This is a genomic window from Sulfurimonas iocasae (assembly GCF_047716755.1).
GTDB lineage: Bacteria > Campylobacterota > Campylobacteria > Campylobacterales > Sulfurimonadaceae > Sulfurimonas.
The window spans coordinates 1,628,118-1,642,461 of sequence record NZ_CP180409.1 but is presented as its reverse complement, the minus strand read 5'-3'; the positions used below and the strand labels follow the sequence as shown (position 1 = coordinate 1,642,461).

The 14,344-nt window shown below is 32.6% G+C and carries 16 protein-coding genes; all 16 read left to right on the top strand.

Going from position 1 to position 14,344, the window contains the following annotated elements; all coding sequences use genetic code 11:
• The first annotated feature begins 41 nt into the window (after window positions 1–41).
• The 16 genes from ACLHDE_RS08310 (at window position 42) to dsbD (ending at window position 14,343) form a co-directional block, all read left to right on the top strand.
• The gene (locus ACLHDE_RS08310) at window positions 42–887 is read left to right on the top strand and encodes a tetratricopeptide repeat protein (RefSeq protein WP_415395959.1); all 846 of its coding nucleotides are present in this window, start codon (window positions 42–44) and stop codon (window positions 885–887) included.
• Window positions 888–959: 72 nt separating this feature from the next.
• Entirely contained in the window at window positions 960–2,054 is a 1,095-nt protein-coding gene (locus tag ACLHDE_RS08305) for a cache domain-containing protein (RefSeq protein WP_415395958.1), read from the top strand.
• Window positions 2,051–2,704: a response regulator transcription factor gene (locus ACLHDE_RS08300; RefSeq protein WP_415395957.1), complete on the top strand. Its 654-nt coding sequence runs from the start codon at window positions 2,051–2,053 to the stop codon at window positions 2,702–2,704. Before ACLHDE_RS08305 ends, ACLHDE_RS08300 begins: the two co-directional genes overlap by 4 nt.
• Window positions 2,694–3,851, top strand: a complete 1,158-nt coding sequence (locus tag ACLHDE_RS08295) for a sensor histidine kinase (RefSeq protein ID WP_415395956.1) — start codon at window positions 2,694–2,696, stop codon at window positions 3,849–3,851. The genes ACLHDE_RS08300 and ACLHDE_RS08295 overlap by 11 nt, the downstream gene beginning before the upstream one ends.
• 80 nt (window positions 3,852–3,931) lie before the next feature.
• Window positions 3,932–4,486, top strand: a complete 555-nt coding sequence (gene soxX / locus ACLHDE_RS08290) for a sulfur oxidation c-type cytochrome SoxX (RefSeq protein WP_415395955.1) — start codon at window positions 3,932–3,934, stop codon at window positions 4,484–4,486.
• Between the two features lie 13 nt (window positions 4,487–4,499).
• Window positions 4,500–4,970 carry a thiosulfate oxidation carrier protein SoxY gene (soxY, locus tag ACLHDE_RS08285; RefSeq protein ID WP_415395954.1) on the top strand — a complete coding sequence of 157 codons (471 nt, stop codon included), beginning with the start codon at window positions 4,500–4,502 and terminating at the stop codon, window positions 4,968–4,970.
• Window positions 4,971–5,020: 50 nt separating this feature from the next.
• Window positions 5,021–5,356: a thiosulfate oxidation carrier complex protein SoxZ gene (gene soxZ / locus ACLHDE_RS08280; RefSeq protein WP_415395953.1), complete on the top strand. Its 336-nt coding sequence runs from the start codon at window positions 5,021–5,023 to the stop codon at window positions 5,354–5,356.
• A 3-nt stretch (window positions 5,357–5,359) separates the two neighbouring features.
• Window positions 5,360–6,133, top strand: a complete 774-nt coding sequence (soxA, locus tag ACLHDE_RS08275; protein WP_415395952.1) for a sulfur oxidation c-type cytochrome SoxA — start codon at window positions 5,360–5,362, stop codon at window positions 6,131–6,133.
• A 9-nt stretch (window positions 6,134–6,142) separates the two neighbouring features.
• On the top strand, window positions 6,143–7,909 hold the full coding sequence (soxB, locus tag ACLHDE_RS08270) for a thiosulfohydrolase SoxB (RefSeq protein ID WP_415395951.1): 1,767 nt from the start codon (window positions 6,143–6,145) through the stop codon (window positions 7,907–7,909).
• Window positions 7,910–8,018: 109 nt separating this feature from the next.
• A complete protein-coding gene (locus tag ACLHDE_RS08265) occupies window positions 8,019–9,296 on the top strand; it encodes a porin (RefSeq protein WP_415395950.1) in 1,278 nt (425 codons plus the stop codon).
• A 25-nt stretch (window positions 9,297–9,321) separates the two neighbouring features.
• Complete coding sequence (locus ACLHDE_RS08260) at window positions 9,322–10,227, top strand: MBL fold metallo-hydrolase (protein WP_415395949.1); 906 nt, start codon at window positions 9,322–9,324, stop codon at window positions 10,225–10,227.
• Entirely contained in the window at window positions 10,220–10,594 is a 375-nt protein-coding gene (locus ACLHDE_RS08255; protein WP_415395948.1) for a thioredoxin family protein, read from the top strand. Before ACLHDE_RS08260 ends, ACLHDE_RS08255 begins: the two co-directional genes overlap by 8 nt.
• Window positions 10,591–11,025 (top strand): DsrE family protein, encoded by a 435-nt coding sequence (locus tag ACLHDE_RS08250; protein ID WP_415395947.1) that lies wholly within the window; start codon window positions 10,591–10,593, stop codon window positions 11,023–11,025. The genes ACLHDE_RS08255 and ACLHDE_RS08250 overlap by 4 nt, the downstream gene beginning before the upstream one ends.
• Window positions 11,026–11,055: 30 nt before the next feature.
• The gene (locus tag ACLHDE_RS08245; RefSeq protein ID WP_415395946.1) at window positions 11,056–11,973 is read left to right on the top strand and encodes a DUF302 domain-containing protein; all 918 of its coding nucleotides are present in this window, start codon (window positions 11,056–11,058) and stop codon (window positions 11,971–11,973) included.
• Between the two features lie 6 nt (window positions 11,974–11,979).
• Window positions 11,980–12,444, top strand: a complete 465-nt coding sequence (locus ACLHDE_RS08240; protein ID WP_415395945.1) for a DsrE family protein — start codon at window positions 11,980–11,982, stop codon at window positions 12,442–12,444.
• 138 nt (window positions 12,445–12,582) lie between these two features.
• Window positions 12,583–14,343 carry a protein-disulfide reductase DsbD gene (dsbD, locus tag ACLHDE_RS08235; protein WP_415395944.1) on the top strand — a complete coding sequence of 587 codons (1,761 nt, stop codon included), beginning with the start codon at window positions 12,583–12,585 and terminating at the stop codon, window positions 14,341–14,343.
• The last annotated feature ends 1 nt before the right edge of the window (window position 14,344 follow it).

Sequence of the window (14,344 nt, the reverse complement as noted above, 5' to 3'; positions counted from 1 at the left end):
GCTATAATGTCATTTAATTTTATTTACCAAAGGCTCTCTCTATGAATATTGTGTTTAAATTTTTTGTACTTCTATCTTTTTTGATTTTTTATACTTCGCTAAATGCTGATAATACTCAAATAAAAGGTCTTGATAAAGAGTTAAAGAAGCCATTGATAGAGCGATATATAATGGATGAACTTAAAGATTTACGAATAGAAAATTTAAAAGTAAAAAATGAGGTTGAACAAAGACTCTCAAGAGCTCAAGTTGAGCAAACAGATAGAGCAGCCAGATATATCACTGATACTATTGGAAATGTATTTTACCTTATTGCAGCCGCAACATCCATCCTTATTTTTGCGGGATGGAATTCACTTAGAGATATAAGACGAAAAACTGAAGAGATAGTTGAGAACAGGTTAGATGATATTACTAAAAAATATAATGCTCAGATGCAGGCACTTCAAGATACACTAACACAGCAGTCAAAAAAGATATTGGACAATCAAAATAAAATATATAATACTCAGTATATTCACTCTTTGTGGATGCGCTCAAATTTGGAAACAAACCCTCAGTCGAGAATAGATATTTATGATGAGATTTTAAAAGTAAATGCTAATGATGCAGAAGTTTATGCTTACAAAGCAGATGCAGTTCTTGACATGGATGAGCATGAATGGGCTTTGAATCTTAGTAATAAAGCCATAGAAATTGACCCTGAATATGGTTATGCCTACTGGCAACGCTCTTGTGCAAACGCGGTTCTTGACAACAAACATGAGGCGATTGAAGATTTACTAATAGCCATAGAAAAATCTCCTCAGTTAAGAGATGAAATTGATAGCGAAGTATTATTTGAAAATATAAAAGAGAGTGAAGAGTTTAAGAAAATACATAGTTAGGCTTAATTTTCTTTTCAAACTCTGCTACTTATTAGTTATAATCACTTAAAATTATTTTAAATTGGTATATAAATGTTAAAAAAGATAGTTGTTATTTTTGTCTTAATAGTTGTTATTATTGCAATGGGTATGTTTTACTACAAAAATGAGATAAAAGAGCAGAAGATTAAGAATATTATGGATCAGGTTACACTAACTCTTGACTCAGAGTTAAAGTCTTATAAAATGGATGACTTGAAGATGGCACTCTTTCTTTCCAAAAACAAAGCACTCGTAGATGCTTTAGAAAATGATGATGAAGATTTGGGTTATAAGATACTCTCAGATATAACTACTACAATCAATAATAATACAAATATACTTATAAGAGCTCAAATTATTACAAAAGATTTAAATATCTTTGCAAGAAGTTGGGATGACATATATGCTGGGATGCCACTAGGTGATTATAGAACTGACTTTAAATATTTTGAGACTCACAAAACACCACGTACTTCTATAGAGATAGGAAGACGTTTAGGTATAAAGGCAACAGTACCTATATATAAAGATGGTGAATTTCTTGGTTTTGTGGAAGTTATCTCATTTTTCAAATCAATCACTGACTTTTTTAGTTCTATGGGTGTAGATCTATATGTACTTTTAGATGTTAAACATATGGATAGCGCAGTACTTATGATGGAAAATCTAGCTATAAATAATTATGTAGTATCAAATAGAAACTATAATTATAATCATATCCAAACACTAAATAAGATAGACTTTAAAGAACTAAGGCTGAGTAATGTTGCATATAAAGATAATAAATATATCTTTTATGAGACAATGTATGATGGAGAATTTAAAGCCATAGGTGCATTTGTCTTTGTTCTGCCTGAGAAGTATCTGGAGTATTTTAGAAATCCTGAGGATGATATATCATTTCTTATTAATGTCACAAGAAGTGGTCTCTATGATGTTGTAAAAGAAGAGAAGTATGAAAAGAACATATATAATGATTACTCAGCCAGTTCTATGGTCTATCTTCAAGATGTAATTGATAAAGAAGATAGACAAGTATTTTTGGATGAAGCATATGAAAAATTTGACAAGTACTCTAAAGATGAGCTTATTCAGATGATGTTAGAGAGAAATATTATTAAAAAGATAGACGGGAAAATTAAATGAAAATTTTATTATTAGAAGATGAGTATTCACTTCGTATAAGTATAGAAGAGTTTTTAACAGACTTAGGTTATGAAGTGGATGGTTTTATGGATGGAAGGGAAGCTTATGAGGCTGTATATGACAAAGCTTATGATATTTTACTGCTTGATGTAAATGTTCCATCACTCAATGGTTTTGAACTTTTAAAAAAACTTAGACTTGATGATAAAAAAGTACCTGCAATCTTCTTAACATCTATGACGGATATGGATGATTTAAAAGAGGGTTATAAAAGAGGGTGTTGTGATTACATCAGAAAACCATTTGATTTAGAAGAGTTAGAACTTCGTATAGACCATGCACTAGCAAGTTTTTTTCAAGATGATAGTTCTATAATTCATATTGGTTGCAATATTGTTTATGATATGAAAAAAAGTAAGTTAACACTTAAAGATGATGAAATAGTCCTCAGAAAGACAGAACAAGACCTTTTAGAAGTTTTGATAAAAAATAAAAATGCCGTAGTATCTACTCAGATGTTTCAAGATGAGGTTTGGGGAGAGTATGTAGAACCTGCTACTATTAGAGTACAGCTAAATAACTTACGTAAAAAACTACCAGAGGGTGTTATACAAAACAGAAGAGGGCTAGGATATATAATTGAAAGATAGTCAATACTCGGCAAAGTATGCACTAATATATACTTCTCTTGTCTCAGTAATACTTTTAACCCCTCTATTTTTCTATTTCATATATATGAAAAATATTCACTCTATACAAAATGAGTTGCTACTAAAAGAAAAATCTCTTTTAGTCATAAAAGCTATGCAAGAGTACAATGGAAATGATGAATATTTTGAATACCCAAGATTTAAAACATTTGAATCAGGTCTTTATGATGAGAGTTTTCAACCAATTTTCTCTTTAGTAAATTACAAGATAAAGTACTTTAAAGATGGATATCACTTAGATGGCAATGATGCATACTTGATTGTTAACCTTCCAAACAACAGATATTTTGGTGCTAAGTATCTAATAGTTAAAAATCAACTCTCTTTTGCCGTAGTTTATGAAAAGGTTATGTATATACTCTTTAGTGTTGTGACACTAGTCTTTATGCTTAGTATGTTCTTTTTACAGACTTTTGCTAAACCGTTTCAAAAAATGAATAAACAACTTGATAATTTTATAAAAGATTCTATGCATGAGATAAATACTCCTCTGTCTATTATAAATGTAAATATTGATCTTTACAATAGAAAGAATGAACCAAATAAGTATTTACAAAGGATGAAAGCAGCAACAAAGGTTCTCTCTAACATATATAATGATATGGATTATCTCATTAAGCATGATAAACTTAAACATGAAGGTGAATATATTAATATGAGTGCTTTTCTAGCAGATAGAATAGAATACTTTAGTGAAGTGGCTTTGATGAAAAATATAATAATAAATACAGATATCAAGGAATGTACTAATATATATATGAACTCAAAAGAACTACAACGTGTTATAGACAATACTATATCTAATGCAATAAAATACTCACATGAAAACTCAAAAATAGATATAAGTCTATATATGAAAGATGAAAAATGTCATTTAAGCTTTAGAGATTATGGTGTTGGAATCGAAAAAGTTGAAAAAATATTTAGCAGGTACTATAGAGAAAACGTCAGTAAAGGTGGTTTCGGAATAGGGCTAAATATCGTGAAATCCATCATAAACAAGGCTAATATAGAGCTTGTAATAGAATCTACTCCAAAGGTAGGAAGTGAATTTCTTTATATTTTCCCATCTCCTTCTACAAAATAATTATAATTTAATCTGATTTTACATTAATTTTACATTCGAGTGATAAACTTGCTCCTGAAATAAGAATAGGAGGAACAAGAATGAAGAAAACTGTGATGATATCACTACTTGTAAGTGCTTCACTTTTCGCTGCTGATTATAGTAGTGTTATAGAGAAACCAAATGCAAGCAAGATGATTCAAAAAGATCTATTGGCTCCAGCTAAAACTTTTACTATGCCAACTGGTTGTATAACAACAGATCCTAAAGCTATCGCAAGAGGTGCTTTTATATTCCATAATTTAAACGGTGGAAAAGCAAAGGGTAAATTACCCCAAGGTCTTGCTAAAAAGCAAATGGAGCCAGGTAAAACTTATATGCCTGGTGACAAAATTCCAAATAAACAATATGGAAACTGTGTCGCTTGTCATAATATAGAAGGTGCTAAAGGTGCTGGAAATATTGGTCCCGACTTAACAGACTATAAAAATATGTTTATGGCGACTGGTGTTAGAAATAATCAATTTGTTTTTCAAAAAATTGCTGATCCTCGTATAGACAATAAAAATACACACATGACTATTAACTTAACTACTAAGTTATTCACAACTAAAGAGATATGTGAGATTACTTCATATATTGTTTCTGAAAAATAAAGGAAGATAAACTATGCAAAGAAGAGATTTTTTCAAGAAATTAGGTACAGTTGCTGCAGTTGCTGCTGTTGCTCCAACAATGAGTTTTGCAGCTGATGCAAAGAAACCCTCAGGTCCTAATGATCTTACATTTAAAGCTGCTGTAGATGCTGTAACTGGTGGTAAAACTCCTGTTGTATCTTCAAAAATTAAATTGAAAGTTCCAGAAATTGCTGAGAACGGTGCTGTTGTTCCTGTTACTGTTGAGGTTGAGTCTCCGATGACTGAAGCTGACTATGTAAAAGCAATTCATATTTTTGCTACTAAAAACGCAAACACTCGTTGTATTGATGTTCACTTAACTCCTGCAAATGGAAAAGCAATGTTTGCAACTCGTATTAAACTTGGTGGGACTCAAGATGTTGCAACAGTGGTTGAGCTTAGTGATGGATCATTTATTACTGCTAGTCAAAGTGTAAAAGTTACTATCGGTGGATGTGGTTGATTTTCGACCATTTAACATAATCTACAAATATAAAAATTAAGGAATTAAAAATGGGAAAAAGAAAATCACTGATTAAAATCAAGCCAAAAAAATTTAAAGATGGTGAAATAGTTAAAGTAAGTTTTATGGTTATGCATCCAATGGAAACAGGTATGCGTAAAGATAAAAAAACTAAAGAGATTATTCCGGCTAAATATATTAACAATGTAAAGTTTAGCTATAACGGAAAAGTCATTACAACTATGAACGTATGGGAATCACTCTCTACTAACCCGGTATTTACTACATATATTAAAATTAACGGTAAAGGTAATTTTAGCGTTACATATACTGATAATACTGGTGAAGTAAATGAAAAAAGCAAAAAGATTAAACCAAAAGGATAATCAATGAAAACAGGAATAAAAATAGCACTATTTATTGCACTTCTTTCTTCATTGACTTTTGCAAGTGAGCAGTTTGCAATGAGTGATGCTGACCGTGCGATGTATGCTGAGATGTTAGAAAATAATCCAGCTGATATTATGGTAGAAAACGGTAACGAACTTCTTGAGGAGTATTGTGGTGGAGATGCTGGTTTAGCAGCATTTTTAAATGTAAGTGAAGATGAATTACCAGCTTTCATAGCAGGTTTTCCTCGTTACTTAAAAGATTTTAAACAAGTAGTTGGTGTAGATCAAGTACTTCAAGCTCTTATGTATAAAAATAATCATAAGCCATTTGCACTAAAAAGTTCGAATATGTTTGATATGAGTACATATGTTAAGACTATTGCTAATGGTGAGAAGAGTAACATCGATGTCAATGCAAATCAACATATGAAAGATGCTTATGCATTGGGTAAACTAACGTTTGAGCAAAAACGTGGTGGACGTGGTCTAGCATGTCTTAGCTGTCATTCAGATGCTGTAATAGGTAGTGTTTTAAGAACACAACCGCTACCAGACTTAAGTAATAAAGGTGTTGCAGTTGCAGCAACTTGGCCAGCATATAGAATGACTAAATCATCTCTAAGAACGTTGCAACGCCGCTTTCAGGGTTGTATGAAAAATGCTTTATTAAAAGTTATTCCTCTTGGCTCACCAGAAATGGTTGCACTTGAAGTTTATCTTACAGATGAAGCTAAGGGCACAGAAATCGCTGTTCCTGGTATTAAGAGATAGGGAAAGATAATGGAAATTTCTAGAAGAGACTTTATGCATATTGCCGCAATCTTTGGACTTGGAGTTGCATCAGCTGGATGTTCTACCTCAAGTGCAAAAACACCTGCACAAATATCATTAAAAGATATTTATGACTTTAAAGCAACAGGTAATTTTACACTGCTGCATATGTGTGATATTCATGCTCATATTAAACCACTTTATTGGAGAGAGCCATCTACTTTGATCTCTGCTCCAAATCTTGTTGGAACACCTGGATTTTTATGTGGTGAAGCTTTTGCTGCGCATTATGGATTAGAACCTAGTTCTTTAGATGCTTACTTTGATACTCATATGGATTTTGACACTTTGGCTAAAAAGTTCGGAAAAATGGGTGGTATTGCTCATATGAAAACTTATTTAGATCATGTAAGAACTGAGCGTGGAAATGAAAATGTACTTTTTCTTGACTCTGGAGATACTTGGCAAGGTACAGGTGTTGCACTAAAAACTCGAGGTGAAGCTATCGTTAAAGCTCAAAATTACCTTGGTGTTGATGTAATGGTAGGGCACTGGGAATTTACTTATGGTAAAGAGCGTGTTAAAGAGCTAATAGAGATGTTAGATGCTAAGTTTATCTCTCAAAATGTTGTTGGTAATGACCCTTTTGCAGATGAGTATGAAGAACTTATTTTTGAACCATACACTATTGAAGAACGTGGCGGGGCAAAGATTGGTATTATCGGTCAGTCATTTCCTTTTACTTCAACTGCAAACCCTAGAGAGTTTACAGATGGCTGGAGTTTTGGTATCAGACCTGAAACACTTCAGGAGTATGTAAACGAGTTAAGAAATGAGCATAAAGTTGATTGTGTTGTAGTTCTTTCTCATGATGGATTTAGTGTTGACCAAGAAGTTGCTCGTATGGTTCACGGTATTGACTTTATTTTAAGCGGACATACACATGACCCTTCTCCTAAGCCTATCACAATCAACGGTACTGTTATCGTTATTGCAGGTAGTCATGGTAAATATGTTGGTCGTTTAGATATAGATGCTAAAGATGGTAAAGTAATTGACTATGAGTACAAACTTGTTCCAATAGCATCTAATATGATTCCCGCAGATCCTGCAGGAGTTAAACTTGTAGATGAGCTATATGCACCGTTTGCTGCGGAGTTTAATGAAGTGTTAGGTAAAACAAAAAATACTCTATATAAAAGAGATACTTTCTTCTCAACTTTTGATCAGCTCATTAATGACGCTATCATGGATGAGATGAAGTGTGATATCTCTTTTACTCCTGGATATAGATGGGGAACAACAGTTCTTGCAGGAGATGATATTTTGATGGATAATGTATATGAAATGTGTGGTATCACTTATCCTGATGTTTATACATTTGAGTTAAAAGGCTCTAAGATTGCAACTCTATTAGAAGATATAGCAGATAATGTATTTAATGCAAACCCTCTTTATCAACAGGGTGGTGACATGAGTCGCTTGGGTGGAGTTACTTACTCTATCGCAGTTGCTGCCGCAGCTGGTAAACGTATTTCTAAACTTATGATTGGAGGTAAACCGATAGACTTGAATAAAACATACATAGTTTCATCTTGGGGTGGTAACTTGCAAAATGCTGGTGAAAATCTTCAAAAAGATAAAATTAGAGCAGTTTATGACGTGACTCGTGATTACATTAAAAAACAAAAAGTAGTTGATGTAAGTAATGAAGGGAATGTTACTTTAGTTGATTATGATTGTGGATGTCCAGTAAAAGGTTATAGAAGCTGTTAGTTTAGGCCGATGGTAGCTCTAACTACCATCCTAATCTGAATATGTTAATAATAACAAAGTCAAACACTTTAATTATAACATACGCATAATTAATAAATAAGGGTAGATAATGAAAAAGAATACAATGATTAAAATAGCTGCAAGCGCAGCAGCACTAATACTTATGAGTACATCGGCGTCAGCTGGTTATACAATGAAGAAAAAAGTTGGTGATGTAGATACTAAGCTTACGTTCTTTGGTTTTGCTCAACTTGAAATGGTTGGTGGGGACGGTATGAAGATCAAAGAAGCTGGTTCTGTAGAAAAAGCTGACTCAGATGTTGCATTTAGAGCACAGCGTATTCGTCTTGGTTGGAAATATGTAGCTGGTAAAGTTCGTGGTAAAGTTTTCTTAGACTTCAATCAAGATGCTACTGGAGCAAGTGACCATACTGATGGTGACTCTATTCCAAAACTTGTTAAAGATGCTTTTATTGCATATCAAGCTGACGATGCATTCACTATAAAACTAGGTTTAATTAAGATGCCTCACGGTATGGGCTTTACTATGCCAGGATGGAATCTTGATATCGCAGAACGTGGTTTGGATAAATCTCTTGTACTTGAAAGAAATACTGGTTTAATGTTTTCTGGTCGTGACATGTTCTTAGGAAATAATGGTAAAGTTGACGGTTTTGAAATGGGTCATGAACGTCCTTGGAAGGGTTTTGGTTATGATGTTATGATTGCCAATCAAGCAAGTAGAAGTGCTGCTCTAAAAAGAGACACTACTGTATTGCCAGGAGGAACTTCTAGTGGATCAATAGAATTTGGTGGTAACTCTTATGCAGTTCGTGGTATGTTTGACTACACAGAAGCATTTCACATAGAAGCTTCTTATGCAATTTCCCAAAATGCTGGTGGATATAATGCAGTAGACGGGGCAACAACTGCCGCAGATGGTTTTAATGAAGATTATACATCAATCAATGTTGGTATTGATTCTAACTTAGGTGCATTAAGCCTTAAAGCTGAATATACAACGGGTAACAATATTCAAGGAGTAAGAGATTATAATGAAAAAGTTGCTACTGCTACAGCTGCATACTTTGTAACTCCAACATTGGAATTAGTTGCTAAACATATTCAAGCTAATGCAGAAGGTAAATATTTGAATACTCATTCAACAGATTTAGGAAATACTTACTTAGGTTTCAATTATTTTATATCTTCACCATATCAAGATTTTTCTCGTAAAGCTAAGCGTGGAAGAAATCAGCATAAAGTTGTATTTAACTACATCTTAGCTAGTGGAAATGGAGCAACTGAAGTTGCTGCTGATAAATGGACTGGATTAGGTGGTTATAGAGATGACGCGTTTATTGTTCAGTATCAATTTAAATTCTAGACTAAATTACTAAAAAGGTTATGCTTTGAAGTCACTTCTAATATATTTTGTGTTTATTCATTCTCTCCTAGCTTTTGATTATACTCTTAAGCCTGAAAAAGTCAGTGAAGAGACACACTGCTTTTTCGGCTTGCCAGAAGTGATGGACGAGCATAACAACGGTAATATGGTCAACTCCTGTTTTGTTAATATGGGGACTAGCTATCTTGTGATAGATAGTGGTCCTACATACTCATATGCTCTCCAAGCATATGAAAAAATGAAAAAAATCAATAACCTACCAATCTCTTATGTAATTAATACTCATGTTCATGATGATCACTGGCTTGGTAACTCTTACTATGCTTCAATTGGTGTGAAAATTATAGGTTCAAGTGTATTTAAAAATGAGTCAAAAGTTGAGATGACTAGAATGCAAAAGAGAATAAGTCAGCAAGCTTATGCTAAAACGACTCAAATATTTCCTACTATTTTTGTTAAGGATGAAAAAGTATTGGACATTGATGGAAAAAAAGTTTACATAAAAAGTGTTAATAAAAAAGCTCATACAAACAGTGATCTTTTAATTTACATTCCAGATGGAAAAATTGTTTTTGTTGGAGATTTGGTTTTTAATGACCGCTTACCTTCAATAAGAGATGGAAATCTCAATGGCTGGCTAGAGAGCCTTGATAAAGTCAGAGCAATGGATGTAGATTTTATCGTAGGTGGACATGGAGAAATAGTAGATAGAACTTCCATTGACATGACATATAACTATATAAAGACCTTAAGAGACAGAGTTGCTATGCTTTTAGAAGATGGTGAAGAGATAGGTGATGTTGTAAATATGGTGAAGATGGAAAAATTTAAAGATATAAATTTTTATGACTCTATGCATAGACAAAATGTTGAAATTGCATACAGAATGTTGGAGTGGGAAAGTGAATAGATTTATCTTGATTTTAGCTCTGAGTTTATCTTCACTATTCGCAGTTGAATTTCACTCATATGAAGATGCTCTTAAGATGCAAAAACAGAGTAAAAAGATAATTATGATTGATGTTGTTAGAACAGGATGTCACTACTGTGAAGAAATGCATAGAGATGTTTTTAAAGACAAAGATATGAGTAGGTGGTTAGATGAGAGGTTTATTGCAGTAAAGATAAATATGGATAATGAAAAACTACCACTTGGTCTTAAAGTTAACTTTACACCTACTTTTTATTTTTTAGACGCAGATAAAAAGATACTCAAAACAATACCTGGTTCTTGGAATATTCAAGATTTTAAAGATCTAACAAAAGGAATAAAATGAAAAATTTTACGTTAATTTTACTAACTCTTTGTATCGTCTCATTTGCTGATACGGAGTTTGCTGAGCCAAAACCTGCTATTGATAATCAACGTCAAATAGTTTTTTCCATAAAAAGTGGTGATGATGAAGAGATTCATCATGTATTAAGTAGTGCAAATAATGTGTTGAAGTTTTATGGACCTGAAAATGTAGAGATGAAGATAGTAGCTTATTCTAAAGGTATTAAAACTTTATTAAAAATCCATAAAGAGATAGCTCTAAGAGTACGAGCTTTGATGCTTCTTGACGTAGAATTTATCGCATGCAGAAATACTATGAAAACAAAAAAAATAAAAGAAGAAGAGCTTATAGAAGATAGTGTAATTGTAACAGCTGGAATAGTTGAGATAATAGAGAGAGTTAAAGATGGCTGGATAAACATAGTCCCATAAGTTAGTTCAATTTAAATATGAAGGAATAAAATGAAAAAGTTAGTTGTATTATTTGTTGCACTTTTTAGTGCTAGTGTTGTATTTGCTCAAGGAGATTTGCATCTGTTTGAAGTAGATAATAAAAATGGTTCTATTACTCCAGATGCAATAGAAAAAGCATTTGTAAAACATGGTTTTAAAATAGCAGTAAACAGTGAGATGAATCTTCCATATACAAAACAGTTTAAAAAGACAAACTTTAAAATCTATAATCTTTTAACTGTATATCATTCAAAACTCTCTCATGATTTAGTAAAAAAACACCCAGATGCAGGTGTATTTACTCCCCTTGGTGTAGGTATTTATCAAGGTTTAGATGAAGATACACTCCATGTATCAACACTAACTTCTGAAGCTCAAGCTAAAATATTGGGCTTTGATGATAAGCTATTAAAGTCTATTGAAAAAGAAGTTTTAAAAAGCATAAGAAGTGTACTACCAAATGCAAAACATAAACTAAGTGAAGATAGTTTAAAAGAGAGTAGGGACTTAGTTACTAAGTATGAGCTTGATTTGGATGGTGAAGACTTCGAAGATATGAAAGAAGAAGTAGAACTTAGTTTAGAAAATGGTTTTAAGCCAGTAGGTTTTGTTATGGCAAACTACTTAGACTTTAACGAAGAGTTAGTTGAAGATGGAAAATCTAGTCCATTTGATTTTTACGTTACCTACTCTATTTGTAAGTTAAAAGTTATTTATACAGTTTCTCAAACACGTCCTGAAGCTGCTGCTTTTGCTCCTTGTACACTGATGGTATACAAGAAAAAAGATGAAGATAAGATTGTTATGGGATTTCCAGGTGTTTATAACTGGATGAGTAGTGCTAGAGTTGACAACAAAGAAGCACAAGCTGTTCTTCAAAAAGCTCAAGATGATTTTGAAGATATTTTAAAAGAAGTAACGGAGTAATAGAAGATGAAAAAATTTATATTATTACTAGCATTTATTGGTCTGCTTAGTGCTGAGGATTCCACATATAAAGTTGTTATTGACTTAACGACTAGTAGTGTTGAAAATTTTCAAAAGAAGATATTAAAAGGTATAGTTGCTCATAAGAATTATTATGAGGGTAAATTAAAAGAGTTGGAAGTTGCAGTTGTCATACATGGCGGTGCATACAGATTTTTTGTAAAAGACCCTAAAAAGACTATATACAAAGATGATAAAGAACTTCTTAAAGCATATGCAGAACTTAAGACAAGAATTGAAAGTTTGTCAGATACATATGCTGTTGAGTTTTTGATGTGTGAAGTGGGTATGAAAAAAAATAAGTTAAAAGAGAAGAATATAGTTAGTTTTGTTGAACTTATTCCTAACTCTACAATAGGTCTCATTGATAAACAAAATGAGGGTTATGCCTACATCCCAGTTAGCGATTAATTAGCAACTTTTTAGTTGCTAATAATAGTAACAGTTTTGTGATAATAAGAATTTAGACTTCATTAATAACATAAAAGATAATAGATATCACATTTTTATTAGTTATAATAATTGAATTATTTTAATAGGCAAAATTACATGAAAAAACTACTTTTACTACTTTTAACCTCCGTATTAGTCTTTGCTGCTCCTAAGTTTTTGATGCCAGAAGAAGCATTTATACCAGAAGCAAAAGTTAACTCCCAGATGCAAATAGAGGCTACTCTTAATATTGCTAAAGATATTTATCTATATGAAGAGCAACTCAAGTTCTCTATAAAAGAGGGCAGTGGTATATCTATAGCTAATATAGATGGTCCAAAAAGTGTTAAACACCATGAAGAGATGGTTTATTTAAAATCACCGAGTTTTGTAGTTACTTTACAAAAAGATAGCGGTGTTACAGGAGTAAAAAATATTGAACTTAGTTTCTCCTATCAAGGCTGTTCTGAACAAGGTCTTTGTTATGAACCACTTAGTAAAGTATACCTCTTTGATATAGACACATCCAAGTTAGCTCAAGCATCTTTAAAAAAATCAGAGACAAAAAAAGAAGAAAAAGTTAAACCTGCTAAAGAAGAGAAATCTGAGACAGATACCATTGCAGATACTATTAAATCTGGAAATATTTTTGTAGTTCTTTTAACATTTTTAGGCTTTGGTTTACTTCTTGCACTTACTCCATGTGTATTTCCTATGATTCCTATTATCTCTGGAGTTATAATCTCTCAAGGAGAGGGTATAACTACTAAAAGAGCATTTATGCTCTCTGTAATTTATGTCCTTGCAATGGCAGTAGCTTATACAATTGCTGGTGTTTTAGCAGGTCTATTTGGAGCTAATCTTCAAGCTGCTCTTCAAACTCCTTGGGTTATCTACTCATTTGCGGGTGTCTTTGTGGCTCTTGCTATGAGTATGTTTGGTTTTTATGAGCTTAAACTTCCAGATTCTTTGGTTTCAAAGGTAAGTGCATCTAGCCATAAAAGTGGATTTATTGGTGTAGCTGTTATGGGATTTTTATCAGCTCTTATAGTTGGACCTTGTGTAGCTGCTCCATTAGCAGGTGCTCTTGTCTATATAGGTCAAACCGGAGATGCAGTTCTTGGTGGTATGGCACTATTTTCTTTGAGTATCGGTATGGGTATTCCTCTTATAGTAGTTGGTGTAAGTGCAGGTAAGTTTATGCCTAAACCTGGTGCATGGATGACTATGGTTAGTGCCATTTTTGGTATTATGATGTTAGGTGTTGCTGTATGGATGTTAGAGCGTGTAGTTGATGTCTATGTTACTATGGCTCTTTATTCTATGCTTGGTCTTGGTTTTGCTATTTATTTAGGTACTTTTGATAAAGATTCACATATATTTAAAAGAAGTATTGCTGTAATAATATTTATCTATTCCGTAGCTCTTTTTATAGGTGTTTTAGGTGGCTCAACAAGTATGACTAAGCCTTTATCATTTTTAAAACCACAGGTAGTATCCGGTGTTGCTCAAAGTGAGAAAAAGCATACTAACTTTATAATAGTAAAATCTATTACAGAGTTAGATGAGCTTTTGTCTAAGCATAAAGGCAAAAATATAATGCTTGATTTTTACGCTGAGTGGTGTACCTCTTGTAAAGAATTAGAAGATGTGACTTTCGCAAATATTGATGTTAAAAATAAGATGGATGAGTTTATTTTAATACAAGCAGATGTTACAGATAACAAAAAAGAGCAAAAAGACTTAAGTAGAAAGTACGGAGTATTCGGTCCTCCAGCAATACTTTTCTTTGATAAAAATTCTGAAGTAATCAAGTCTAAAACTATTATAGGTTTTATAGAACCAAAAGAGTTTTTGACACATTTAAATAAGATATAGT